This window comes from Hoeflea sp. EC-HK425, from assembly GCF_902498795.1.
In the GTDB taxonomy this organism is placed as follows: Bacteria; Pseudomonadota; Alphaproteobacteria; order Rhizobiales; family Rhizobiaceae; genus Hoeflea; species Hoeflea alexandrii.
The window spans coordinates 285,525-309,207 of the sequence record NZ_LR701572.1 but is presented as its reverse complement, the minus strand read 5'-3'; the positions used below and the strand labels follow the sequence as shown (position 1 = coordinate 309,207).

Annotated in this window: 20 protein-coding genes; 11 read left to right on the top strand and 9 right to left on the bottom strand. The window is 61.3% G+C overall.

Translation table 11 applies throughout. The features are described from left to right. Positions 1–33: 33 nt before the first annotated feature. Positions 34–1,713 carry a formate--tetrahydrofolate ligase gene (locus SPHINGO391_RS04315; RefSeq protein WP_152007671.1) on the bottom strand — a complete coding sequence of 560 codons (1,680 nt, stop codon included), beginning with the start codon at positions 1,711–1,713 and terminating at the stop codon, positions 34–36. A gap of 464 nt (positions 1,714–2,177) precedes the next feature. Here SPHINGO391_RS04315 and SPHINGO391_RS04310 point away from each other — a divergent pair, with 464 nt between their 5' ends. Continuing rightward, positions 2,178–3,287 (top strand): histidine kinase dimerization/phosphoacceptor domain -containing protein, encoded by a 1,110-nt coding sequence (locus SPHINGO391_RS04310; protein WP_152007670.1) that lies wholly within the window; start codon positions 2,178–2,180, stop codon positions 3,285–3,287. Positions 3,288–3,336: 49 nt separating this feature from the next. Here the strand turns inward: SPHINGO391_RS04310 and putA are convergent, their stop codons facing one another. Beyond that, the gene (gene putA, locus SPHINGO391_RS04305; RefSeq protein ID WP_152007669.1) at positions 3,337–6,450 is read right to left on the bottom strand and encodes a bifunctional proline dehydrogenase/L-glutamate gamma-semialdehyde dehydrogenase PutA; all 3,114 of its coding nucleotides are present in this window, start codon (positions 6,448–6,450) and stop codon (positions 3,337–3,339) included. Positions 6,451–6,563: 113 nt separating this feature from the next. Between putA and SPHINGO391_RS04300 the strand changes: the two genes are divergently transcribed. Together SPHINGO391_RS04300 and SPHINGO391_RS25330 are read left to right on the top strand one after the other, a co-directional pair. Then, a complete protein-coding gene (locus SPHINGO391_RS04300; RefSeq protein WP_152007668.1) occupies positions 6,564–7,025 on the top strand; it encodes an Lrp/AsnC ligand binding domain-containing protein in 462 nt (153 codons plus the stop codon). A 141-nt stretch (positions 7,026–7,166) separates the two neighbouring features. Beyond that, the gene (locus SPHINGO391_RS25330; RefSeq protein ID WP_152007667.1) at positions 7,167–7,880 is read left to right on the top strand and encodes a LuxR family transcriptional regulator; all 714 of its coding nucleotides are present in this window, start codon (positions 7,167–7,169) and stop codon (positions 7,878–7,880) included. Positions 7,881–7,929: 49 nt separating this feature from the next. On the opposite strand, the gene SPHINGO391_RS04290 is transcribed toward SPHINGO391_RS25330, so the two are convergent. The 7 genes from SPHINGO391_RS04290 to SPHINGO391_RS04260 all read right to left on the bottom strand — a co-directional run bounded on the left by SPHINGO391_RS04290 (position 7,930) and on the right by SPHINGO391_RS04260 (position 15,840). Beyond that, the gene (locus SPHINGO391_RS04290; protein ID WP_152007666.1) at positions 7,930–9,042 is read right to left on the bottom strand and encodes a DUF2333 family protein; all 1,113 of its coding nucleotides are present in this window, start codon (positions 9,040–9,042) and stop codon (positions 7,930–7,932) included. Further along, positions 9,035–10,336 (bottom strand): DUF6638 family protein, encoded by a 1,302-nt coding sequence (locus SPHINGO391_RS04285; protein ID WP_152007665.1) that lies wholly within the window; start codon positions 10,334–10,336, stop codon positions 9,035–9,037. The genes SPHINGO391_RS04290 and SPHINGO391_RS04285 overlap by 8 nt, the downstream gene beginning before the upstream one ends. After that, positions 10,333–12,249 carry an AAA family ATPase gene (locus tag SPHINGO391_RS04280; protein WP_152007664.1) on the bottom strand — a complete coding sequence of 639 codons (1,917 nt, stop codon included), beginning with the start codon at positions 12,247–12,249 and terminating at the stop codon, positions 10,333–10,335. Before SPHINGO391_RS04280 ends, SPHINGO391_RS04285 begins: the two co-directional genes overlap by 4 nt. A gap of 4 nt (positions 12,250–12,253) precedes the next feature. Beyond that, positions 12,254–13,399, bottom strand: a complete 1,146-nt coding sequence (locus SPHINGO391_RS04275) for a hypothetical protein (protein WP_152007663.1) — start codon at positions 13,397–13,399, stop codon at positions 12,254–12,256. A 29-nt stretch (positions 13,400–13,428) separates the two neighbouring features. Continuing rightward, positions 13,429–14,517 carry a hypothetical protein gene (locus SPHINGO391_RS04270; protein WP_152007662.1) on the bottom strand — a complete coding sequence of 363 codons (1,089 nt, stop codon included), beginning with the start codon at positions 14,515–14,517 and terminating at the stop codon, positions 13,429–13,431. Positions 14,518–14,711: 194 nt separating this feature from the next. After that, the gene (locus SPHINGO391_RS04265; protein WP_210385762.1) at positions 14,712–15,110 is read right to left on the bottom strand and encodes a cytochrome c family protein; all 399 of its coding nucleotides are present in this window, start codon (positions 15,108–15,110) and stop codon (positions 14,712–14,714) included. 139 nt (positions 15,111–15,249) lie between these two features. After that, complete coding sequence (locus SPHINGO391_RS04260; protein ID WP_152007661.1) at positions 15,250–15,840, bottom strand: thymidine kinase; 591 nt, start codon at positions 15,838–15,840, stop codon at positions 15,250–15,252. Positions 15,841–16,082: 242 nt separating this feature from the next. On the opposite strand from SPHINGO391_RS04260, the gene choX reads away from it, so the two are divergent. The 8 genes from choX (at position 16,083) to SPHINGO391_RS04220 (ending at position 23,567) form a co-directional block, all read left to right on the top strand. Then, positions 16,083–17,012, top strand: coding sequence for a choline ABC transporter substrate-binding protein (gene choX, locus SPHINGO391_RS04255; protein ID WP_152007660.1), 930 nt, complete (start codon positions 16,083–16,085; stop codon positions 17,010–17,012). 67 nt (positions 17,013–17,079) lie between these two features. Further along, entirely contained in the window at positions 17,080–17,934 is an 855-nt protein-coding gene (gene choW / locus SPHINGO391_RS04250; RefSeq protein WP_152007659.1) for a choline ABC transporter permease subunit, read from the top strand. Beyond that, positions 17,931–18,992 (top strand): choline ABC transporter ATP-binding protein, encoded by a 1,062-nt coding sequence (gene choV, locus SPHINGO391_RS04245; RefSeq protein WP_152007658.1) that lies wholly within the window; start codon positions 17,931–17,933, stop codon positions 18,990–18,992. Before choW ends, choV begins: the two co-directional genes overlap by 4 nt. A 76-nt stretch (positions 18,993–19,068) precedes the next feature. Further along, positions 19,069–19,830 carry an SDR family NAD(P)-dependent oxidoreductase gene (locus SPHINGO391_RS04240; protein WP_152007657.1) on the top strand — a complete coding sequence of 254 codons (762 nt, stop codon included), beginning with the start codon at positions 19,069–19,071 and terminating at the stop codon, positions 19,828–19,830. A 16-nt stretch (positions 19,831–19,846) separates the two neighbouring features. Next, positions 19,847–20,593, top strand: coding sequence for a DUF2470 domain-containing protein (locus SPHINGO391_RS04235; protein ID WP_152007656.1), 747 nt, complete (start codon positions 19,847–19,849; stop codon positions 20,591–20,593). Between the two features lie 115 nt (positions 20,594–20,708). Next, entirely contained in the window at positions 20,709–21,002 is a 294-nt protein-coding gene (locus tag SPHINGO391_RS04230) for a metalloregulator ArsR/SmtB family transcription factor (RefSeq protein WP_193217405.1), read from the top strand. 101 nt (positions 21,003–21,103) lie between these two features. After that, positions 21,104–21,316: a heavy metal-associated domain-containing protein gene (locus SPHINGO391_RS04225; RefSeq protein WP_193217182.1), complete on the top strand. Its 213-nt coding sequence runs from the start codon at positions 21,104–21,106 to the stop codon at positions 21,314–21,316. A gap of 10 nt (positions 21,317–21,326) precedes the next feature. Continuing rightward, a complete protein-coding gene (locus SPHINGO391_RS04220) occupies positions 21,327–23,567 on the top strand; it encodes a heavy metal translocating P-type ATPase (protein WP_244615107.1) in 2,241 nt (746 codons plus the stop codon). The last annotated feature ends 116 nt before the right edge of the window (positions 23,568–23,683 follow it).

Below are 23,683 nucleotides of genomic sequence, written 5' to 3'. Positions count from 1 at the left end.
TTGACCGGGCGGACACGCCGCCCGGAAACTCGTCTAGAACAGCCCTTCGATCTGGCCTTTGTCATTGAGCCGGATCTTTTCTGACGATGGCGTTCTTGGCAGGCCGGGCATGGTCATGATCTCGCCGGTGATAACGACGATGAAACCAGCGCCGGCCGACAGCCGTACCTCGCGGACAGGGACGGTGTGACCCGAGGGCGCGCCACGCAGATTGGGGTCGGTCGAGAACGAATACTGTGTTTTCGCCATGCAGATCGGCAGCTTGCCATAGCCCTGCGATTCCCATTGCCTGAGCTGCTCGCGCACGGATTTCTCGGCAATCACCTCGCCGGCGTGATAGATCGACTTGGCGATGGTTTCGATCTTGTCGAACAGCGGCATCTCGTCGGGATAAAGCGGCGCGAACTGCGCCTGGCCGGATTCGGCAAGTTCGACCACCTTGTGCGCCAGATCCTCGATGCCGGCTGAGCCCTGCGCCCAGTGCTTGCACAGGATCGCCTCGGCGCCGAGCGTCGCAACATAGTCCTTGACCGCCTGCACCTCGGCTTCGGTGTCGGTGACAAAATGATTGATCGCCACCACCACCGGAACGCCGAATTTTTTCACGTTCTGCACATGGCGGCCCAGATTGGCGCAGCCCTTCTCCACCGCTGCGACATTCTCCGGCCCGAGATCGTCCTTCTTGATGCCGCCGTTCATCTTCATCGCCCGCACGGTGGCGACGATCACCGCCGCATCGGGTTTCAGGCCGGCCTTGCGGCACTTGATGTCGAAGAATTTCTCTGCTCCAAGATCGGCGCCGAAACCGGCTTCGGTAACGACATAATCGGCAAGCTTGAGCGCCGTTGTGGTCGCCACCACCGAGTTGCAGCCATGGGCGATATTGGCAAACGGCCCGCCATGCACGAAGGCGGGATTGTTTTCCATCGTTTGCACCAGATTGGGCTGCATCGCGTCTTTCAGCAGCACCGTCATCGCACCATCGGCCTTGATGTCGCGGCAATAGATCGGCGTCTTGTCGCGGCGGTAGGCCACCACGATCGACCCCAGCCGCTGCTGCAGATCCTCGAGATCCCTGGCCAGGCACAGGATCGCCATCACTTCAGACGCCACCGTGATGTCGAACCCGGTCTGGCGCGGAAACCCGTTGGCAACGCCGCCGAGATTGACCACGATGTCTCTGAGCGCCCGGTCGTTCATGTCCATCACCCGGCGCCAGACGATGCGGCGCGCATCGATTTCAAGCTCGTTGCCCCAGTAGATGTGGTTGTCGATCATCGCCGAAAGCAGATTGTGGGCGCTGGTGATGGCGTGGAAATCACCGGTGAAATGCAGGTTCATCTCTTCCATCGGCACCACTTGCGCCATGCCGCCACCCGCGGCCCCGCCCTTCATGCCGAAATTCGGCCCCAGCGAAGCCTCCCGGATGCAGATCATCGCCTTCTTGCCGATGCGGTTGAGCCCGTCGCCAAGTCCCACCGTGGTGGTGGTCTTGCCCTCGCCCGCGGGCGTCGGATTGATCGCGGTGACGAGGATCAGCTTTCCATCCGCCCTGTCTTTCTGCCGCGCGATGAAGTCGGCGGAGATCTTCGCCTTGTCATGGCCGTAGGGAACGAGATCCTCAAGCGGAATGCCAAGCTTCTCGCCGATCTGCTGGATCGGCTTCTTGTTCGCCGCGCGGGCGATCTCGATATCGGTTTTGTACTCAGCCATGGTGTCGTTGTCCTCTTCCCGACCCGGCCACATCTCCCGTGCGGCCTTGGCCATGAATAGAAACCGAAAGCAGGCTTCATGCTTGCATGAAACGGGACGCGCAATGCGCCAATTGCGACACCGGTGGCCCCCACCGCCGGATCCGCGGCATCAAGGCGGCAAAAACCACCACATCAGGCTCCGCGCCCTGTCTTCAAGCAGCGCGCTTATCCGTCAGCCATTAATCCTGCAAACACAATGCAGGTTAAAGAACGTCGGACACAGATCGTGTATCACTCCCACCATTCGCACATTTGCCCCGAGGCTTGCATGAGAGTCCACCCGGCAGCGTGCTGCTGTCTCAACAGCGAAATCGGCACCACCCGGATACCGGCTGTAAGACATTGCCATTTGCGTCATTCATCACGTGAGCAGAAGCGGCACGCTTTCTGACCGAACTCGAGAATTTGAAAAAGGTATAAGTTATGAAGGCTCCCCTGCACCCCCGCCAGGCCGAACGATTGCAGGCGCTGCATGCCTACGAAATGCTCGACAGCAATCCCGAAAAGGATTTCGATGACATCGTGCAACTGGCGTCCTCCATCTGTGGAACGCCGATCTCCCTGATGAGCCTGGTCGATTCCGAACGGCAATGGTTCAAGGCATCGGTCGGCCTCGACATCAGCGAAACACCGATCGAGAACGCGATGTGTGCCCATGCCATTCTCGAAGAGGAATTTCTCGAGATCGAGGATACGCTGGGTGATGAGCGGATGAACGACAATCCGCTGTGCACCTCGGATCCGGATCTCAGATTCTATGCCGCGGCCCTGCTCAAGACACCTGACGGTCTGCCGATTGGCACCTTGTGCGTGCTTGACCGCAAGCCACGCAGCCTGACGCCGCTCCAGCGCGACACGATCAAGGTGCTGGCACGTCAGGTGATGGCTCAGCTGGAAATGCGAAAGGCGCTCGCAACCGCCGCCACCATGCGTCAGGAGGTCGACCACCGGGTGAAGAACTCGCTGCAGTCGCTTTCCGCCTTCGTCCGGATACAGGAGCGTCGGCTGCAAACGGAGGAAGCCCGGGTGGCTGTCTCCAAGATCATGACCCGTATCGATGCGGTCTCGACGCTGCACGAGTATCTCTACAAGACCGATGCCGGATCGAATGTAGATCTGGGCGTCTATCTCGAGAAGATCGTCGACTATTTGAGAGAAACCGCTCCGGCCAATGTCGAGATGGAATTCACGCCCGTTTCAATCACCGTCGGCTCGCAGCAGGCGGTCTCCGTCGGCACCCTGGTCAACGAATTTGTCGCCAACTCCTTCAAGCATGCATTTCCCGACCAGCGGAGAGGCGCTGTCAGCATCGCATTAGCAAAAACCGCATCGGGCGCGGTTTCTGTCACCTGTTCCGACAATGGCACCGGCATGACGCCGGATATCCCCAGCCAGTCTGGCGGCCTGGGCATGAAGATCGCCGAAATCGCCTGCATGGAGTTGAGGTGCGAGCTTGACCTGAAGATCTCCAATCAGGGCGTCACCGCCTCGATCGAGTTCACGCCCGAACCACGCCCCCAATACCGCAGCTGACTTCCCACCGCGCGGGGTTCCCCGACGCGGCCTCTCTTGGCGAGAACGGCTACCCGTCACCCATGGCGATCAACCCGGCATTGCCGCCGGCCGCTGCGGTATTGACCGAGACCGCCTGCTCGACCGCGAACCGCATCAGGTAGTGCGGACCGCCGGCCTTGAAACCGGTGCCCGACAGGCCTGATCCGCCGAAGGGTTGCGTGCCGACCACGGCGCCGATCATGTTGCGGTTGATGTAGACATTGCCGGTATCGAGCCGGTCGATGACCTTGCGGACCGTCGCCTCGATTCGGGAATGCACGCCGAGCGTCAGGCCGAAACCGGTGGCGTCGATCGCGTCAAGCACGGCGTCGAGCTTCTTCGCCTTGTAGCGAACCACATGCAGCACCGGACCGAAGATCTCGCGGTCGAGGGCTGCCGCATCCTTGAGTTCGACAATATGCGGCGCAAAGAACAAACCCTGGTTAGGCGCATCTCCGGCATAAACCAGTTTCTGGGTTTTCGAGATCGTTGCGATGTGGTCCGCGAGCATCTGGCGCTGGGCTTCGTCGATCACCGGGCCGACATCGGTCGACGGTTTCGACGGATCACCGAGCTTGAGTTCGCGCGCGGCCCCCTCGATCATCTCGATCATGTGATCGGCAACATCATCCTGCACGAACAGGAGCCTCAGCGCCGAGCAGCGCTGTCCGGCGGAGCGGAACGCCGACATCACCACGTCGTCGGCCACCTGTTCAGCGAGCGCCGTGGCGTCGACGATCATCGCATTGAGCCCGCCGGTTTCGGCGATGAACGGCACGATCGGACCGTCCTTGGCGGCAAGCGTGCGATTGATGGCGCGCGCCGTTTCGGTCGAGCCGGTAAAGGCCACGCCGCCGATCTTCGGATGCGAGGTCAGCGCCGCGCCCACATCGCCTTCGCCCGGCAGACACAGCAGCACGTCCTTCGGCACGCCCGCCTCATGCATGAGGCAGATCGCTTCATTGGCGATCAGCGGCGTCTGTTCGGCCGGCTTGGCGATCACCGCATTGCCGGCGGCAAGCCCTGCCGAGACCTGGCCAAGAAAAATTGCCAGCGGAAAATTCCACGGCGAGATGCAGACGAAGACACCGCGGCCGCGCCAGCCAAGCCGGTTTTCTTCGCCGGTCGGGCCGGGCATCGGCTGCATCTTCGCAAACATGTCGCGCGAGCGTGCCGCGTAGTAACGCAGGAAATCGACAGCTTCGCGGATTTCGGCAATGCCGTCATCGAGCGTCTTGCCAGCTTCGTTCGACAGCAGGGCCATGAACCGGTCGCGCCTGTCTTCAAGCAGATCGGCCGCCCGGTCGAGCGCCGCCGCACGGACACCCGAGTCTGTTCGCGACCAGCTCTTGAAGCCTTTCAATGCGGTGTTGACCGCCGTGTCGACATCCTTGGGATCCGTGAAACGCACCGTGCCTGCAACCGTTGACGGATCGGATGGCGAGCGAATCTCCTGCGCCGCACCACCTTTCAGCCCCGGTGCCAGCGGTCCGGCATCCACTGTACCGGCGGAGCGCCCCATGCCTTCGATGAGCGAGGTGAGCTGGAAGCGGTCACCGAACTCGACACCACGCGAATTCGGCCGGTCAGGATAGATCGCAAGCGGCAGCGGAATCTGACTGTTGCGGGCCGACTGTCCCCTGGAGATACCGAGCTTGGAGTCCGGCCGTTCCAGCAGCGATTCGATCGAAATGTTCCTGTCGCCGGCCACCGCCACGAAGGACGAGTTGGCACCGTTTTCAAGCAGCCGGCGGACGAGGTAAGCCAGCAGGTCACGATAACCGCCAACCGGGGCATAGATCCGGCACGGCACCCGGTCATTGCTCTTGCTCAGGCTCTCATAGACAACCTCACCCATGCCGTGCAGGCGCTGGAACTCGAAGCCACTGCGATCCTCCGCCATCTCCACGATGGTGGCGACGGTGAGCGCATTGTGGGTGGCGAACTGCGGATAGATCACATCGCGCAGATCGAGCAGCTGCCGCGAGCAGGCGAGATAGGACAGGTCCGTTGCAGCCTTCCGGGTATAGACCGCGTAGCCTTCGAGCCCGCGTTCCTGCGCCCGCTTGATCTCGGTGTCCCAGTAGGCGCCCTTGACCAGCCGCACCATCATCCGGCGGCCATGCTTGCGGCACAGACCGGCGATATGGTCGATCACCTGCGGCGCGCGCTTCTGGTAGGCCTGGATGGCGAGGCCGAACCCGTCCCAGCCGGCAAGCGACGGATCGGAGAAGGCGCGGTCGATCACGTCGAGCGACAGTTCGAGCCGGTCGACCTCTTCCGCGTCGACGGTGAAATTGAGGTCATGCGCCTTGGCCATCTGGGCGAGCTTGACAAGGTCCGGCACCAGTTCTTCCAGCACCTGCTCGCGGTGGGTGGCGAGATAGCGCGGATGCAGCGCCGAGAGCTTGACCGAAATGCCCGGACGGTCCGGCAGCTTGCGCCCGGCGGACACCTTGTCGGCAGATTTTCCGATGGCCGCGATGGCATCGGCGTAGGACTTGAAATAGCGCTTGGCGTCGGCGCGGGTCCGCGCCCCTTCGCCGAGCATGTCATAGGAATGGCGGAAACCCCGCGCCTCGTTCTTGGCGGCGCGGTTGAGCGCCTCGCCGATGGTTTCACCGAGCACGAAATGGTGCCCCAGGAACCGCATCGCCTGCCGCGTCGCCGTCCGCACCGTCGGCATGCCCATACGCTTGACCAGCCCGCGCATCACCCCTTCCGGCGTCTCGCCCGGCTTGATCACCCGCGCCGACATTCCGAGCGCCCAGGCGGAGGCGGACACAAACCAGGTATCGCCATGGCCTTCATGTTCGCTCCAGCCGCCTTCCTTGAGCTTGTCTTCGATCAGCCGGTCCTGGGTCAGCGCATCCGGCACCCTGAGCAGCGCCTCTGCCAGCACCATCAACGCCAGGCCCTCGCGGGTCGACAACCCGTATTCGCGCAGGAAGTCCTCAACCCCGCCCATCTGGCCTGAATCGGTGCGGATCGCCTGGATCAGCTTCGTTGCGCGCGCATCGATTGCCCTCTCCTGGGTACTTGTGAACGCCAGACGTTCACTGAATTCGCGGATCAGACGATCATCGTCTGGCGCGTGGGCGGCATGAAATGCGGTGAGAGCGGGCGCGGCAGTAGCGGTCATGGCATTTTCTCCGTGGATGCCGCAGCATAACGCTTGATGACTAGCGTTTCTCTCTATATTTAAGTCCAAGATACAATTTATTCTCTAGAAATTTGACGTATCAGGGGGACTAAATGAAGGAACTGGATCGCATCGACCGGAAGATCCTTCGCGCCATGCAGGACAATGGCAGATTGACCAATCTCGAGCTCGCCGACAAGATCAGCCTCTCACCCACCGCCACGGCCGAGCGCCTCAAGCGTCTTACCCGTGACGGCTACATCCAGGGCTACACCGCAAAGCTGTCCGCCGAAAAGCTTGACAGGGGCATGCTGGTCTTTGTCGAGGTCAAGCTTGACCGCACCACTCCGGATGTCTTCGACGCGTTTTCACAGGCAGTGCAGAAGTCCGACGACGTGATGGAATGTCACATGGTCGCTGGCGGCTTCGATTACCTGGTCAAGGCCCGGGTCAAGGGCATGGATGCCTATCGCAGCTTTCTGTCAGACGTCATTTTGTCCCTGCCCGGCGTTCGCGAAACCCACACATACCCCGTCATGGAAGAAGTAAAAAACACGGGCAAGCTGCCAGTCTGATTGAACCGTTACTTCATTCATAATAACATCGCCCGATGAATTCCCGGCAAAATAACGGAAAACCAGACCCCGCATGAACAGCCCGAAGGAACACTGGATCACTCATGTCGCGATTTGCGGTTCTGCGACGGCCGGGTTCTGATGTCCGACCACAACCACCTGCTGCAGGAATTGAGCACGATACGTACAGAAAGCGAATTGGTGTCCTTTCTGCGGGAGTTGTCGAGACACTTCGATTTTTCAGGCTTCATCCTTTTTACCATTCCAGCCGCAACCGACAAAGCCCTTAAGGGCCGCATCGAGCTCGCCGATTTGCCGCGCGGCATGATCGAGACCTACGACCAGCTCGGCCTGTTGAAGAGCTCGAAGATATTTCAGATGCTGCGTCGGGCAACCATCCCGCTCACGCTCGACACGCTGACATCACACGACACCCGGACAGCCGCAGAAGCGCAGACCGCAGCCGATTTCTTTAGAAGCTACAGCATCACCACCGCCGCCTTCTTTCCGGTCCACGGCCCGGGAGGCGCAAGGGCGGCTTTCAGCTTTCTGGGCGACCGCAATCAGCTCACCCATGCCGAACTTGGCGAAATGGGCATGTTCACCGCCCACGCCTACAACGTTTTCGCAAACCTCAGGAATGCTTCAAAGGCGCCTGAAGATCTGCTGTCGCCGCGCGAACTCGAAGCGGTGCACTGGGTGGCGAACGGCAAGACCTCCAGCGAGATCGCCTCCATCCTCTCGCTGTCCGAACACACGGTCAACACCTACATCAACAACGCCATCCGCAAACTCGACTGCGTCAACCGGACCCAGCTTGTCGCCAAGGCACTCAGGCTGCACCTGATCCACTAGAGCCGCATACCCCGACCTGGTTCAGGCGATCGGCTTGAATCCGCACCACTCAGCGATCGAGAATATCGCGCATTTCCACCAGGTTCGAACGCACCCGCAACAGGTAGAATCCCATCGTCGCCAGGTGCGACGGCATGATCCAGCTCGCTTCGTTGCCGTTCGAGATGATGAACGGCGTCATGTCCAGCGCCTGGCGAAGCTGCTCTCTGGCAACATTCCAGACAGTGCCGATGCGACGGTCGGCGAAAACCTCGCTGAAATCGGATTCCGTCGCGATCAGGATGCCGTAATAGGCATAAAGCTGGCCGTAGGTGAACCAGAACCTGTCATCAGCCCGTGTATCGAACCACCCCATGTCGCTCGCTTCCATCTGGCCGCGCAGGATATCGGAGGTGGAACCGATGTCGCCGGTAACCCGGTCGAGAAACTGCAGGAGATTGTCCGTTCGCGCATCGAACTGGCCGCTGCAATCAGCCATTTCCTTGTTGAAGGCGTCCAGCGATTCAATCGCTGTACGATGCCGTTCCGGCGTCGATGGTTGAATGAAGGGCGCCGAGAAGGTCAGCCACCAAGCATCTTCATTGTACGACATCGCCTCCTTGGCGTCCTGAAGATTCTGGTTGATCTGCGATGTGCCGCGCACCCGGCCAAGCCTGTCAGCCAGCTCGATCGTGGTCCGGCGGATGACCGTGTTGATACCGAGCTGGAAGGCGGCCTTGTTGTCCATGAAGGGTGTGTTCTTCCACGGCACACCGAAAAAACCGGCCTTTGACAGCGGATGCGAAGGAATCCATGTGTTCTGGTTGACGTTGAAATCAATCAGGCCCTTGGTCACTTCGACGATCTGCGAAGTCACGCAGCTGTTCGGGTTGGCGGCATCGACCGGCTCCCCGACAGTACCTGTCTTGACGCCTGCCTCATACTGCGCCGGATAGTCCGGGTTCCAGTTCACCCAGCGCTCCGCCACCCAGAGGAACTGTGCATAGCCGAAGACGATCGCCAGCAGCCCGATGATGATCGGCACACGGATCAGCCAGTTGCGCTGCCGGTACCATCGCCCGATCGCCACGAATGGCCAGAGCAGCGTCGAGACAACGACACCGATGCCACGGCCAATGGCGTGAAACACACGCTCGAAGAAGGCGATCACGGGATCAAGCATCGTCTTGGTATCCTTCCAGTCCGTAAAGCCGCGCCCTCAGCGCCGCCTTGTTGTTCAGATAGGTTTTCCCGAGCACATCCACAACATGAGTACGATAGCTTTCGGAATAGCCTTCATAAGCTTCGTAAAATCCCTGCTTGTCAAAGACGAAGCGGCTGACAAAGTCAAACGGCGCCAGCCTGGCCAGAAGCCGGTTGATTAGCCACTGGTCCGGATGCTCGGGCACTGCACGGCACAGCATCAGTCTCCTGTCCGCCCGTACCTCCCGCATTTTCACCTGCCCGGTGGAGGCAACCTCCCGCATTGCTTCCTGCAGGAACGGATAGATTCCCTCCTCGGCTATCAGCGAGGAATTGCGGTGCATCCATGTCTGCAGCCAGATCCTGTCGGTGCCGGCAAGATCGACCGACGGATCGGCGCGGCGAATGAGATCGTCTATTGCCATTTCCGCCCGGTGCACAAAAAAGCCCGATGGCTCGACCCAGGACGCCCGCGGCAATTGCAACCGCTCCGATTTCGACAGGTACTCGAAGATCCGGGCATGGTCGCGAATGTCGATATAGCTCACTTCCCACGGCCGCGAGCGCCGGAACCCCGGCGCGTGACTGTCGCAGATAACGGTGGTGGTCCGGTCATCTCGAAAGATGAAGACGCCACCGAAATGATTAGCCCAGTAGGATGTGTGCGGAAACACCAGCCTGTCCGGCACCAGAGCGTTCTGCCTGATGTCGCCGGTCTCGCGGGCAAGCTCGACCATCCTGTTGAGCATCACATCGTCGCGCCAGCCGTCCCGCGACGTCTTGAGCCGGTCGACAAGTCCGCGCAGTTCCGCGGCCTTGCCGAGCATGTTTTCCGCCGACATCACCCGGAAGCGAACCTGGTCGATCGACAGAAGGTCCTCCACCCCGGTGACCTGATCGACCGGCTCTTCGATCTCTCCGAACAGCGCGTCCTTGATCGTCACCGCGTGCACGGCGCGGCGATTGCCGTCGAAGAACTCGTGCATCAGGCCGGCGGTGTTGGAGAACTGCGTGTGGACCACCGGCAGGTTTTCCTGCTCCGGGGTCAGCACCACGAACCGCCGGTTGACGCCGTTCGGGTCAAGATACTGCACGTCGCCGAGCTCATCGGCGATTTCCGGCGAAAACCCGGTCATGTCGATGCGGAACTTTTCGAGCTTGGTTTCCGGCAGTCCGAACGCGGTGAGCGCCTTGTTGTAGCGCGCCACGAGATGCGGCTCCTCGACCGGCAGCAACCGTCCATAGATCAGTTCGTTTTCGACGAGCCGCTTCATTGTTGCCAGCGCCCGTCCCGCTTCATCTCCTCGATCTCGCGGATCGCGCGTTCGCGCTGACGCTCACGCCGGATGATGTCATCCACCGCGGTGGCGTCGGAGCGGTCGGTGTAGCGGAATTCGGAATCGGCGTAGCGGTTGATCTCCTGCAGCACCATGTCGATGGTGAACGGCTTGCGCAGTTCCGAAATCATCGCGACCTTCTCATCATAGGATTTGTGCATGAAGGCTTCCGGTGTCGCAAACCATTCGTCGGGCAGATCGATGTCCATCGCCCGCATCTTGATGGCGTCTGTGATGTTCTTGATCGCCCGGCCGGTAAAACGCGGTTCGGCCAGCTTGATGCGGTGCAGATAGGCGCCGATATCAGCGATGGTGCTGACCTTCCCCTGCTCGCTTTCGAACCGCTCCCAGACCGCAAGCAACCCCTCCTCCTGCGGCCGGTCATGGCCGTCGTAGGATCGCGCCACTGCCTGCTTTATTTCCTGGTTGGCGAAGAGGTCGTGCGATCCCAGCGGGATCGAATGGTTCTTGCCCGCCAGCAGCGCGAAGATGTCGATGTAGTCCTCAAGCGATTGCGGCCCGTCGACCAGCCAGCGCGCGCCGGCGCGCTGTCTCAAGGCATCGTCGACATTCTCCGGATAGTTGGAGAACATGCCGAAGCTGCAATTGCCGCGCACCACGGTCGAGGCACCGGCGAAGGCCTCCATCAGCACCGCGGTGACTTCCTGCTGGCCTGCCGACGCGCGGTCGTCCGAACGCTTGGCGGCAACCTGGTCGATGTCGTCTATGGTTCCGAAACCGATCGCCCGCGGGTTGAGCACATTGTCGACAAACGCCTTGCAGTTCTGCCCCGACTTGCCCTGGTAGGAGGAAATCTGGTCGACGCCGAAATTCTCGTAGTGGAACGGATAGCCCGCAACCTCGCAGTAATCATTGATCATGCCGGCCAGCATCTGGATCAGGATGGTCTTGCCGGTGCCCGGTGCGCCGTCGCCCATGAAGGTGAACAGAAAGCCGCCGAGTTCGACGAACGGATTGAGCTTTCGGTCGAAATCATAGGCCACGATCATCCGCGCCAGCCGCATCGCCTGGTGCTTGGCGAGATGGTTGCCGATGATCTCACCCGGTTTCTTGAAACTCATCACCAGCGGCTTGCGCCGCTGTCCCGGCGCCACATCGAAGCCGTCGAGGGTGAAGTTGTCGCTTTCCAGCCTGAGATGCGTCTGCGCGAAACTGCTCAACGCATCAAAGCGTGCCCTGCGGCTGATCAGGCCCTCGATCGCAACCCGGGCCAGAGCCCGGGCCCGGGCAATCATCGCAACCTCGTCCGGTGCACCCGAGATGGCCTCGTCCAGCGCCGCGACAATGGATTTCAGCGCATCCTGCGGCGTATCGAACTGGAAATCGGGCTCCTCGGTGTCGTTGGCCGGTTCGCTTTCGCCATCGACCGTCTGCAGGATGTAGGCCGCAAGTGTAAAAGCAGCCACGTAGGCCGAGGCGGACAGCAAGCGCTTGAAGCGCTCCGCCTCCTCGCCTTGCAGCGGCGCACCGGCATTGCGCGACTGCAGGCTTTCGAGATCAGTCTGCCGTGAGAACATCTCCGCCACCGCCAGCGCCACCGCAATCCCGCGCCGGGTGCGGTAAAGCAGCATGTGCTGCGGAATCGACAGCATCTGGTCATTGGCCCGGACAGATTGAATGGTCTTGCCGAACTCGATCTCCCGGGTGCGGCGCATGCCGCTGGTCGACACCGTTGAAACGAACCGCCTGTTGGTCCCCGCGAGCGGCGTCGACGAAGATCCGTCCTGCGCGACCAGCACGACAACGCGCGTCACCATCGACTGCGCCACCGACTGGTGCCGCGCGATGTCTTCCTCGGAAAGTGTCGTCAGCCCCGTTGTCTGGCTCATGATCTCATACCTCGCTGATGACCTGGTTGCCCGAAATCACATGCACGGTGAAGCCCGCGAAGATGGTTTCGGCCTCGCCCGACGCATACAGCGCCTGGTAGGCCTCGTGCGGAACCAGCGCATGCTTCTGGTAGGCGCTGACACCCTGACGTGTTGCCTCCAGATCGTCGGTTTCGATGTGATACTCGTCGCGCGCCGGCTCCGAACTCCACAGCCCGCGCTTGGCCGGGCGCTCCGCCTTGGAAAAGACCTCCTGCATGGTCCAAGTCAGCAGCCAGGCGTTTTCGTCCTTGCGCACCTTCGACAGGATCGTCGAGATCAGGTCGCTGTTCTCCGTCACCCCTGCCGAATAGAACGGCCCGAGCACGAAGCGGCGCAACTGCTTGGGATGCAGGTGTTCGAAATCGGCATCGAGATTCTGGGCGATCGTCACCGGCGACAGCGAATAGGCGCCGTTGCGTTCAGCCGAGGCGTCAAAGGCGCGGGCGAATTCGGGATTGAGCAGGCCGCCGACAGGAAGCGGGATATCGACATCGGGGTTGAGCTTGCCGTCCCTGGTCACCAGCATCTTCGAGATCGATTCGCTCGAATCCTCGATCGTTGCCATGTAGACCATCGGCAACGTCTGACTGCCATCGAACACACCCCAATGCACCACGTAGAAGGGGCGGCCGTTTCTCGGATTGACCGAGACCCTGATTGTCTCCGGAAGGATGAACGGCGCAAACACCGCATCCTTGCCGATGTCTTCCAGATAGAGCCGTTCGGCAATCTGTTCCTGAAGAGCCGCGGGAAATTCCTTGTGGCGGAGGATAAAGTCGGCCATCTCGGCTTTCAGCGTCTCGACGTCCGGGATCGCCGCCAGCCGTTCTTCCGCCGTCGCCCGGTCGTTCTCCAGCGTCAGCACGTTCTGGAACATCGGAAAGCCGCTGTCGGCCCGGCTGATGCGAAAGCGTTCGATGAACCCGACCCGGTTTTCCCAGGCCGAGAAGGTCGCTTCCAGCCGGTCGATATAGGGAAGCACCACCTGGCCGATCAGTCTGTGGGCGTAGAGCGGAGAATCGGCATCTGCAAGGTAGACCCGCAGCCCCTTAAGGGCCGCATGCATCGATCGGAAATAGGCGCCGGCGGCGCCGGTATCAGCCCGCATGACCGGCTCCCGGTTTCATCAAGGCGCGCTTAGGATTTCACGTAGTTGGCCGAATTGTGCTTTTCCAGAACTTCCGAGAAGCGCCGGGCGAAGGCATCGTCGGCAAGCTGCTTGCGGCGCTGGATATCCTGCGTCGACAGCATGTTTTTCTCATGCATCTCAAGAAGGTCGCCGATATGGCTCTGCGCCGCGGCACCGATACCGGCCATGGTCTCTTCCGCCGCGGTGTCGACGCGGCTTCCCAGCGTATTGATCTTGTGCGCAACATCCTGCTGGGCCGCGGTTTTCAGCGAATCCTCCAGCGCCTTGTAGAGCACGATGCGCTGTTCGGTATCGATGGTCAGCTTGTTGATCAGCGTGTTCTGGGCCGCGATCTGGTTGTTGAGCGAATCCACGAAGGTCTGGAACATCGAGGTGTAGCGCTCCAGCGTCTGGCTTTCGGCCAGCAGTTCCTGTTCCTTGGCCTGACGTTCATTGTATTCGGTGGCGAGCCTCGACCGCTCGCTTTCAAGATTGGTACGCGCTTTCTGATCCGTCGATGCCGCGATCTGGTTTTCGATGTCCATCAGCAGCGGATTGAGTTCCTCTATCCGTTGCTGCGTGGTTTCGAGATTGGCCATGGTCACCTTGCGGCGCTCGATCACCTTGATCAGGCTGGCCTCGGAAGTCTTGTAGCGGCTGTCGAGGATGTCCTTCTGGTCCTTCAGAATACCGGTAATCGTGTCGGATTTCTGCAACAGCTCCTGCAGATTGCCCGCAAGCGACATGTTGCGCACGCGGTCCGATCGCATCCGCTGCGCCCGCGCCTTGGAGAAGACCGCAACGAAGCGCTCCATCCCCGAAAAGCCCTTCATGCTTTCGAACTCGGCGCCGAACACATTGGTCGCATCCTCGAGCCCGATGATCAGGTCGGCAATGTTCGTCTCCATCATCCGCTGCTGGCGCAGGACGTCCTGGATACGGGCATTTTCGATGTCGAACTGGGGGTCGCCAAGTTTCGCATCCGCGTCCGAGAGCCTCTCCAGCACTTCGCCGGACACCTCGATCTTCGACCGCATGTCGTTGACGACGGATTTGGTCTTTTCGATTTCCGCGTCGAGCGCCTTGATACTGGCCATGTCCAATTCCCCTGTTTTCGCGCCCGTGAACCAAGGGCACCTGCAACCCGTCCAGTAGCGCCGGACACCATGGCTTTAGTAGCACCGGTTTGGTGCTCCGCAAACCTTAACCAGTCAGAACCTAAGTATTGTGAAGGCGAAAAAAAAGACCGTTCCCGAAGGAACGGTCTTTGATCTTTAAATTGCGGGGTGTCTTATTCCGCAGCAGACGGATCCTTGAGGTAAGCAATCACGTTTGCGACCTCATCATCCTTCTTCAGACCGGCAAAGGCCATCTTGGTGCCCTTCACCACGCCGCGCGGGTCGCGCAGATACGCGTCGAGTGCTTCCTCGGTCCAGGTCGGAACTTCCGCCGCGTGCTCGGTCATGGCTTTCGAATACTTGTAGTCTTCGACCGAAGCCATCGGGCGGTCAACGATGCCGACCAGGTGCGGGCCGACCCTGTTCTTGGCTTCGGTGGCCACGTGGCAGGCGGCGCACTTCTTGAACACCTTGGCTCCCGCAACTGCGTCACCATCGGCAAACGCCGCAGAAGGAGCCGCGAGGCCTACGGCAACAAGGGCGCCAAACATCATGGAAAGGGAAATGCGCATAAGACAGTCTCCGTTCGTTTCACTCAGGTCGCAGTGTTTATAGTGCAGATGGCGGCAAGAACAATCCTCTCCGCCGGCACTTCGGCCCGCAACCGGCCGGTTTCAGGCCGAAGCGAGACACTGAAACGCCATTATGGCGCTATTTGGGTACATCCGGATTCATCACGTCGTCCCAGTGACGGCGACAATAAGACACATACTTCTCGTTGCCTCCGACCTCGATCTGGGCACCTTCGCGGATCACCTTGCCGTTCTCATCGGTTCTTACAACCATGGTGGCCTTGCGCCCGCAATGGCAGATGGTGCGGACTTCGCGCAATTCATCGGCCAACGCCAGAAGCGCCTGGGAGCCCGGAAACAGTTGCCCGCGGAAGTCTGTTCGGAGCCCATAGGCCATCACCGGGATCTTCAGGCGATCGGCGACGCGCGCCAGCTGCCACACCTGGGCCTCTGTGAGGAACTGCGCCTCGTCGACAAAAGCGCAAGCGATTTCACCATCCGCCATGAGCCGCTTGAGGGTCTCGTAAAGATCATCCTCGGGCCGGAACGCGTGCGCCTCGCTGTCCAGTCCGATCCGGGATGCGATGCGTCCAACCCCGGCGCGATCGTCGAAGGCCGCGATGAACAGCACTGTCCGCATCCCGCGTTCACGGTAGTTGTAGGACGCCTGTAGAAGCAGCGTCGACTTGCCGGCATTCATGGTCGAATAGCTGAAGTAGAGCTTGGCCAAGATGAACTCCCGAAAACGTTCCCGACACCTGAGGCGCACCGGTTTGACGCCCGGAACCGCCAGGCTGAACGCTGGCCACCGGGGCTTTAATCTCTTGCCGGTCGGCGCGGCCGAATTCCACCCCTCAAGACCCGCTTTCAACAGCCCTTTTGCCCAGTCCTCAAAGATTTGAAGCCATTGCGGCTTGAGTTCCCGGTCCATAAGTGGTTGTTTCTGCGCTGGGAACACCGGAGAAACATATCATGAAAAAAACACTGACACTGTCATTCGCCGCAATTCTGCTGGCCGGAACTGCGACCGTTCAGGCCTCTGACGCCGAATCCTGCAAGAATGTTCGTTTCGCGGATGTCGGCTGGACCGACATCCAGGCCACCACCGCCGTCGCTGGCGTCGTGCTTGACGCCCTGGGATATACCCAGGAAGTTCAGGTGCTTAGCGTGCCTGTGACCTACCAGTCGCTGAAGAACAAGGACATGGACGTCTTCCTTGGCAACTGGATGCCCTCGATGGCCGCCGATGTGCAGCCATTCCTTGACGACGGTTCCGTTGAAACCGTGGCCCAGAACCTCGATGGCGCCGGTTACGGTCTCGTCGTCCCGACCTATGCTGCCGAGGGCGGGGTCAAGAGCCTGACCGACATCGGCAAGTTCAAGGACAAGTTCGACGGCAAGATCTACGGCATTGAGCCAGGCAATGACGGCAATCGCATCGTTCTCGAAATGATCGAGGATCCGGCCAATGGCCTCGATGGTTTCGAACTGGTCGAGAGCTCCGAAGCCGGCATGCTGTCGCAAGCGGAAAAGGCGCTGAAGAACGAGGAATGGATCGCATTTCTCGGCTGGACGCCACATCCGATCATGGGCGAGATGTCGATCGCCTATCTTGACGGCATGGGCGATTCAGGGTTCGGCGCAGCAACCGTCCACACCAACGTGCGTGCCGGCTTCATCGAAGAGTGCCCGAATGTCGGCAAGCTGGTCAAGAACCTCAACTTTTCGCTGTCGATGGAAAACCAGATCATGGACGCGATCCTCAAGGGTGAAGATGCCAATGATGCCGGCCTCGCCTGGCTCAAGGCAAATCCCGGTGCGGTCACGCCATGGCTCGACGGCGTGACCACCTTCGATGGTGGTGATGCCGCTGCGGCTGTCGCGGCAAAGCTGGGCATGTAAGACTGCTATCACGGCCCGGGACTGCCGCGCGCGGTCCCGGGCCGTGACTTATGTCGGGGGACAAGACATGGACGGAATGGCGGACTTCATCACCGCGTGGAAAATCCCGGTCGGGAAATGGGGCAGGAGCTTCTTCAACTTCCTCACCGACAATTTCGAATTTGTCTTTGATGCCATCGCCGACTCCCTGAAGTTCTTTCTTGATTCAATGATCGACGGCCTGCTTTGGCTGCCACCGTTGGTACTCGTCCTGGCAATCGCTCTGATCGGCTGGCGCATCCAGAAGTCATGGAGACTGGCGCTCGGGATCGTGCTCGGGCTGGTCTTCATCATCAACCAGGGCCTTTGGAAGGAAACCGTCGAAACCCTGGTTCTGGTGATTTCCGCCGCCTTCATGTCGATGCTCATCGGCGTGCCGATCGGTATCTGGCTGGCGCACCGTCCGCGGCTTTACACCTATGTCCAGCCGATCCTCGACCTGATGCAGACGATGCCCACATTCGTCTATCTCATCCCGGTTCTGATCCTGTTCGGCCTCGGCCTGGCACCCGGCCTCCTGGTGACCATCATCTTTGCCTCGCCGGCGCCGATCCGGCTGACCTATCTCGGCATCACGTCCGTCCCCAAGCCTATGGTCGAGGCGGGCCTCGCCTTCGGCGCATCGAAGCAGCAGCTTCTCAGGAAGGTCGAATTGCCCGCCGCCCTGCCGACCATCATGGCAGGTCTGACGCAATGCATCATGCTGTCACTGTCGATGGTTGTCATCGCCGCGCTGATCGGCGCCAACGGACTGGGCAAGCCGGTGGTGCGGGCGCTCAACACCGTCAACATTCCGCTCGGTCTTGAAGCCGGCATCGCCATCGTCATTCTCGCCATCATCCTCGACCGCATCTGCCGGGTACGCATCGGAGCCACATCATGAGTATCGATGCTGCGCGCGGTTCGGTCCGCATTGAGAATGTTTCCATCATCTTCGGTGACAACACCGCCGAGAGCCTGGCGCTTGCCGATGCCGGCAAGTCGCGCACCGAGATCCAGGAAGTGACCGGCGACGTGCTTGGCGTGCATGATTGCAGCGTCGACATCAACGAGGGCGAGATCCTCGTGCTGATGGGGCTTTCGGGATCCGGAAAGTCCACGCTTCTGCGCGCCGTCAACCGGCTCAATCCGATCAGCCGCGGCAAACTGACCGTTCACTGCGGCGAGGAGACTTTTGACGTCGGCGCCTGCGACGACAGGCAGCTCAAGCAATTGCGCATGGACACCGTATCCATGGTGTTCCAGCAATTCGGCCTGCTGCCGTGGCGCTCGGTCGCCGACAATGTCGGCTTCGGCCTCGATATCGCCGGCGTCGCCAAATCCGAGCGCGATGCGCGCGTGACCGAGCAACTGGCGCTGGTCGGGCTTTCCGACTGGGCCGACCGCATGGTCGCCGAGCTCTCCGGCGGCATGCAGCAGCGCGTCGGCCTCGCCCGCGCCTTTGCCACCGGTGCGCCGATCCTTTTGATGGACGAGCCGTTCTCTGCTCTCGACCCGCTGATCCGCAGCCGGCTGCAGGATGAGCTGCTTGAGCTGCAGTCGCGTCTCGGCAAGACCATCATCTTTGTCAGCCATGACCTCGACGAGGCCATGAAGCTTGGCAACCGCATTGCCATCATGGAAGGCGGCCGCATCATCCAGTGCGGCACGCCGCGCGAGATCGTCAATTCGCCCGTCAACAAATATGTTGCCGATTTCGTCGCCAACATGAACCCGATTGCGATGCTTACCGCCCGCGATGTCATGGCAGCCGGCAAGCCCGACGGCACGCGCGGCCAATCGCCGCTGTCCGCATCGGTCACTCCCGATACCCCGCTGTCTGACGTCATGGATGCACTCGCAAGGCGCGATGGGACCATCGGCGTGATTGACAAGGGCGTCGTGACAGGGTCCATCACTGCCGACGACATCGTCCGCGGCTTGACCCGGCATCGGCGTTGACCGCCTGACCCGGACGAGGTTCCACGGACAAGGCGACACGGATACATCACATCAGTCAAGTCAAGGAGACCAGAGTATGGAAGTGAAGGGCAAAGCCGCCATCGTGACAGGTGGAGGATCGGGTCTTGGTGCGGCAACCGCGCGGGCACTGGCAAAGGCCGGGGCAAAGGTCTCGCTGCTCGACGTCAATCTCGCACAGGCCGAGAAAGTGGCCGCCGAGATCGGTGGCAAGGCGATCGCCTGCGACGTTTCCAACGCGGCGGCTGCAGAAGCGGCACTCGCCGAAGCTGCCGAAGCCCACGGCGAAGCCCGCATCCTGATCAATTGCGCCGGGATTGCGCCCGCTGTCCGGGTCGCCGGACGCGACGGCCCGCATGATCTTGACCTGTTTCGCAAGGTCGTCGAGGTCAACCTCGTCGGCAGCTTCAACATGCTGCGGCTGTTCGCAGACCGTGCTTCCAAGCTCGAGCCGCTGGCTGATGGCGAACGCGGCGTGGTCATCTCGACCGCTTCCGTTGCAGCCTTCGACGGCCAGATCGGCCAGGCTGCCTATTCCGCCTCCAAGGGTGGCGTCCATGCCATGGCCCTGCCGATCGCACGCGAACTGGCCCGCTTCGGCATCCGCATCATGACCATCGCGCCGGGTATCTTCGCCACCCCGATGCTGCTCGGCATGCCGCAGGAAGTCCAGGACAGCCTGGGCGCCTCGGTGCCGTTCCCGTCCCGCCTGGGACAGCCCGAGGAATATGCCAGCCTCGCCATGCACATCATCGACAACGCCATGCTCAACGGCGAGACGATCCGCCTCGACGGCGCTATCCGGATGGCACCCAAGTAAAGGAAATCCGGTGACGATGAAGGAGCCCGTCAAAACCATTCGCGACACCGACGAGGAGGCGCGCCGCCTGGCGCGTCGCCTTGTCCGGGGGGCTCGGTTCGGCGCCATCGGCGTCCTTGAGCCGGAGACCGGATTTCCCTTCGCCAGCCGGGTGCTGACCGGCACCGACATCGATGGCGTTCCGGTGATACTGGTCTCTGCGCTATCGGTGCACACCGGCGCACTGACGGCCGATCCGCGCGCATCCCTGCTGTTCGGGGAACCGAAAAAAGGCGATCCCCTCGCCCATCCGCGGATCACCGTTCGCACCCGCGCCGAGCGCCTCGCCCGCGAGGATGTCGCCCATGGACGCCTGCGCGCACGTTTCATTGCCAGGCACCCCAAGGCCGCTCTCTACGCGGACTTTCCCGATTTCAGCTTTTTCAGGATGGTGCCCGAATCAGCCAGCCTCAATGGTGGCTTCGGAAGGGCCTTCCACCTCGACGCTTCCGACCTTTTGATCGCGTCACCGGCAGTCGAGGGGATCGCCGGGATCGAATCCGACGCCATTTCCCACATGAATGACGATCATCCCGACGCCGTTGATTCCTATGCCAGAATTCACGGAAAATCGAAAAAAACCGGGTGGAAAGTGTGTGGAATCGATTGTGCGGGGCTGGATCTCGCCCTCGGTGACGAGCTTTTGCGGGTCGAGTATGACGTTCCGCTCACAGACGCATCAAACTTGCGCTTCAAGCTTGCCGAACTCTCGCGTACGCTATGAAAAAATAGGGGTGTACATTAACCATTTTATGGTTGAAGTATGGTTGTCGAACTTTTTTGAGCATTTGCAGAATTTATTGAGACCGTCTTGAGCGGAGGGATTAGAGATAGCCATGATTGATACGCACCGTTTGGAAACCTACTCCGAAGAAGCAGCCGACCTTCTGGCGGCAATGGGCAATCAGAAGCGGATGATGATCCTTTGCAATCTGGCCAATGGCGAGATGCAGGTTGGTACGCTTGCAGAGAAGGTCGACCTGAGCCAGTCCGCGCTTTCCCAGCACCTGGCGAAATTGCGCACCCGGCAGCTGGTCAAGACCCGTCGCGAGGCGCAGGCGGTCTACTACTCGATCAATTCGGAGCCGGTCCTGCAGATGCTCAGGACACTGACCAGAATCTATTGCAACTGAGCTCACGAGTCTGATCCCGGAGTCGGTGCGCCGTTCGTTGCGGACGGCGCTTGACGATCCTGCATGCCGCGCCCCATATGAGGCGGGAAAGGATCTCCCTCATGACTATCTCACTACAGATCGACGGCATGCACTGCGACGGATGTGTCGGGTCCGTCAAAAAGGCGGCGGCGTCAGTGGACGGTGTTTCCAACCTCTCCTTGGATCTGGAGAGTGGAAAACTCACGGCTGACATTGCGCGGCCGGAGCTTGCCGAAACGCTCAGGCGCGTGATCGAGGATTGCGGGTTCGACGTGACCGGTGTGGCAGGCTGAGACCGGCCGGGTGACCGCCAAGCCTGACCATCTGACCTTCGACATTTCAGGCATGACCTGCGCAAGCTGTTCTGCCCGGGTGGAGAAGGTCTTGAGCCGCCAGCCGGGCGTTTCCGGGGCTCGCGTCAATCTGGCGCTGGAACGCGCCGATATCGAAGGCAGCGACCTCGATCCTTCCAGTCTCGCTGACGCCATCGGCAGGGCCGGGTTCGGCGCCGTGCTGCGCCGGGATGATTTCACCGCGCACCGCGATGCCGACGAGGCCCAGGCAGCGCTGCGGCGTGCCGATGAACGACAGACATTGCTGCGTCTGGTCACCTCCGCCCTGCTGACACTGCCCATCGTGATCGGCATGTTGCCGATGATGACAGGGCTTGGCGAGGCCTGGATCTCTCCCGCCTGGCAGGCATTGCTCGCAACCGGCGTGATGGCCATATCCGGAAGCCGGTTCTGGCGCGAGGCCTTTGGCGCGCTGCGCGGCGGGTCCGCCAACATGGCCGTGCTGGTAAGCCTTGGAACCGGTGCGGCCTACCTCTGGTCGCTGTGGGTGATGGTCGGCACTTGGGCCGATCCGCATGCGGGCCATGGCGATACGATGGCCTCGCATCTTCACTTTGAAGCGGCAGCCGTCGTTCTGACCCTCATCATGCTGGGCAAGTATCTCGAAGCGCGGGCCAAGTCAGGCGCTGCCGGCGCATTGCGCGCGCTCGGCCGGTTGCAGCCCGACACTGCAGATCTCAGGACCCCTGGCGGATCGATCAGCACGATTCCGGTCGAGCGCCTCGCCGCCGGCGATGTCATCGTGATCCGGCCGGGGATGAGGGTGGCCGCCGATGGCGTCATCCTGACCGGTCATTCCTCTCTCGATGAAGCCATGGTCACCGGCGAAAGCATGCCTGTCTCGCGCGGACCGGGAGACCCGGTCATCACCGGAACCACGAACAGCGAGGGCGTGCTCGAAGTCGAGGTCCGCGCGGTGGGATCCGACACCCGCCTTGCCCGGATGACCCGTCTGGTTGAGGACGCCCAGACCGGCCACGCTCCCGTTCAGAAACTCGTTGACCGGATCTCGGCGGTGTTCGTCCCCGTCATTCTTATCATCGCCCTGATCACCCTTGCCGGCTGGATGCTTGCGGGTGCGGGTTTTGAAGCGGCCATGGTGGCGGCCGTGGCGGTGCTGGTCATTGCCTGCCCCTGCGCGCTCGGCCTCGCCACGCCGACTGCACTGGTTGCCGGCACCGGCGCCGCTGCCCGGGCGGGTATCCTGATCAGGGACATCGAGACACTCGAGCGCGCCACCGATATTCGCCTGGTCGCCTTCGACAAGACCGGAACCCTGACCATGGGCACGCCCGAAGTGGCCGGGCTCAGTCCTGCAGAGGGCGCAAGCGAGGCGGAACTGCTGCAGCTTGCCGCATCGGTGGAGACCGGCAGCGAGCACCCGCTCGGCCGCGCCATCCTGAGCCATGCCGGGCAGCAAGGGGTCGTCATTTCCCAGGCAGACAACATCCGCGCTGTGCCCGGCCACGGGCTGGAAGGCACCGTTGACGGCCGGCTCGTCCGGGTTGGCTCCGAACGTTACCTCTCCGAAGCGGGCATCAAGACAGGCCGCGCCGGCAAAACCTTGGGGCAGGACCAGGCAGGAACCCTCGCCTGGGTCTCTTGCGGCGACCGGCTCGTCGGCGTGATCCGCCTGGCTGACAGGATCCGGCCGCAGACCCGAGAGGCTCTGGCGGAACTCTCATCGCGGGGTCTGGCCAGCGTCATGCTGACCGGCGACAATCAGGCCACAGCCCGGGCCATTGCCGCCGAGGCCGGAGTGAGCGATGTCCGCGCCGGTCTGCTGCCCGCTGAAAAACTCGATGTCATCCGCGAACTCGCCAGCAGCACCGGCGGGCATGTGGCATTTGTCGGAGATGGCCTGAACGATGCACCGGCGCTTGCCGCAGCCGATCTCGGAATAGCCATGGCCAGCGGATCGGACGCCGCCCGCGAGGCCGCCGCCATCACGCTGATGCGTCCGGACCTGCGCCTGGTGCCCGCGGCCCTCGATGTGGCTGCCAGGACCCGGCGCACCATCAGGCAGAATCTCGGCTGGGCCTTTGTCTACAATCTGATCGGAATCCCGCTGGCGGCATTTGGAATCCTGCCGCCCGTATTCGCCGGGGCGGCGATGGCCTTCTCTTCGGTCAGCGTCGTCACGAATTCGGCCCTGATGGCACGCTGGCGGCCGGGCTTTACAGACAACTGAGCGCCCGGTTCTCGGCTTGATTTTGCAGGACGCGGCAATTGCGCGACCAACGCCAGGCAATCACACTGATGTCCCGAGCAAGGCCAGTCATGGGATAAACAGCAAAAGACCCGCCT

Excerpts from the sequence above, each read along its gene's own strand:
- SPHINGO391_RS04290 (WP_152007666.1), bottom strand. The coding sequence starts at position 9,042 with ATGCTTGATCCCGTGATCGCCTTCTTCGAGCGTGTGTTTCACGCCATT.
- putA (WP_152007669.1), bottom strand. The coding sequence starts at position 6,450 with ATGACCGCTACTGCCGCGCCCGCTCTCACCGCATTTCATGCCGCCCAC.
- SPHINGO391_RS04235 (WP_152007656.1), top strand. The coding sequence starts at position 19,847 with ATGAAGGAGCCCGTCAAAACCATTCGCGACACCGACGAGGAGGCGCGC.
- SPHINGO391_RS04310 (WP_152007670.1), top strand. The coding sequence starts at position 2,178 with ATGAAGGCTCCCCTGCACCCCCGCCAGGCCGAACGATTGCAGGCGCTG.
- SPHINGO391_RS04265 (WP_210385762.1), bottom strand. The coding sequence starts at position 15,110 with ATGCGCATTTCCCTTTCCATGATGTTTGGCGCCCTTGTTGCCGTAGGC.
- SPHINGO391_RS25330 (WP_152007667.1), top strand. The coding sequence starts at position 7,167 with ATGTCCGACCACAACCACCTGCTGCAGGAATTGAGCACGATACGTACA.
- SPHINGO391_RS04300 (WP_152007668.1), top strand. The coding sequence starts at position 6,564 with ATGAAGGAACTGGATCGCATCGACCGGAAGATCCTTCGCGCCATGCAG.
- SPHINGO391_RS04240 (WP_152007657.1), top strand. The coding sequence starts at position 19,069 with ATGGAAGTGAAGGGCAAAGCCGCCATCGTGACAGGTGGAGGATCGGGT.
- SPHINGO391_RS04275 (WP_152007663.1), bottom strand. The coding sequence starts at position 13,399 with ATGCGGGCTGATACCGGCGCCGCCGGCGCCTATTTCCGATCGATGCAT.
- SPHINGO391_RS04285 (WP_152007665.1), bottom strand. The coding sequence starts at position 10,336 with ATGAAGCGGCTCGTCGAAAACGAACTGATCTATGGACGGTTGCTGCCG.
- choX (WP_152007660.1), top strand. The coding sequence starts at position 16,083 with ATGAAAAAAACACTGACACTGTCATTCGCCGCAATTCTGCTGGCCGGA.
- SPHINGO391_RS04315 (WP_152007671.1), bottom strand. The coding sequence starts at position 1,713 with ATGGCTGAGTACAAAACCGATATCGAGATCGCCCGCGCGGCGAACAAG.
- choV (WP_152007658.1), top strand. The coding sequence starts at position 17,931 with ATGAGTATCGATGCTGCGCGCGGTTCGGTCCGCATTGAGAATGTTTCC.
- SPHINGO391_RS04225 (WP_193217182.1), top strand. The coding sequence starts at position 21,104 with ATGACTATCTCACTACAGATCGACGGCATGCACTGCGACGGATGTGTC.
- SPHINGO391_RS04270 (WP_152007662.1), bottom strand. The coding sequence starts at position 14,517 with ATGGCCAGTATCAAGGCGCTCGACGCGGAAATCGAAAAGACCAAATCC.
- choW (WP_152007659.1), top strand. The coding sequence starts at position 17,080 with ATGGACGGAATGGCGGACTTCATCACCGCGTGGAAAATCCCGGTCGGG.
- SPHINGO391_RS04280 (WP_152007664.1), bottom strand. The coding sequence starts at position 12,249 with ATGAGCCAGACAACGGGGCTGACGACACTTTCCGAGGAAGACATCGCG.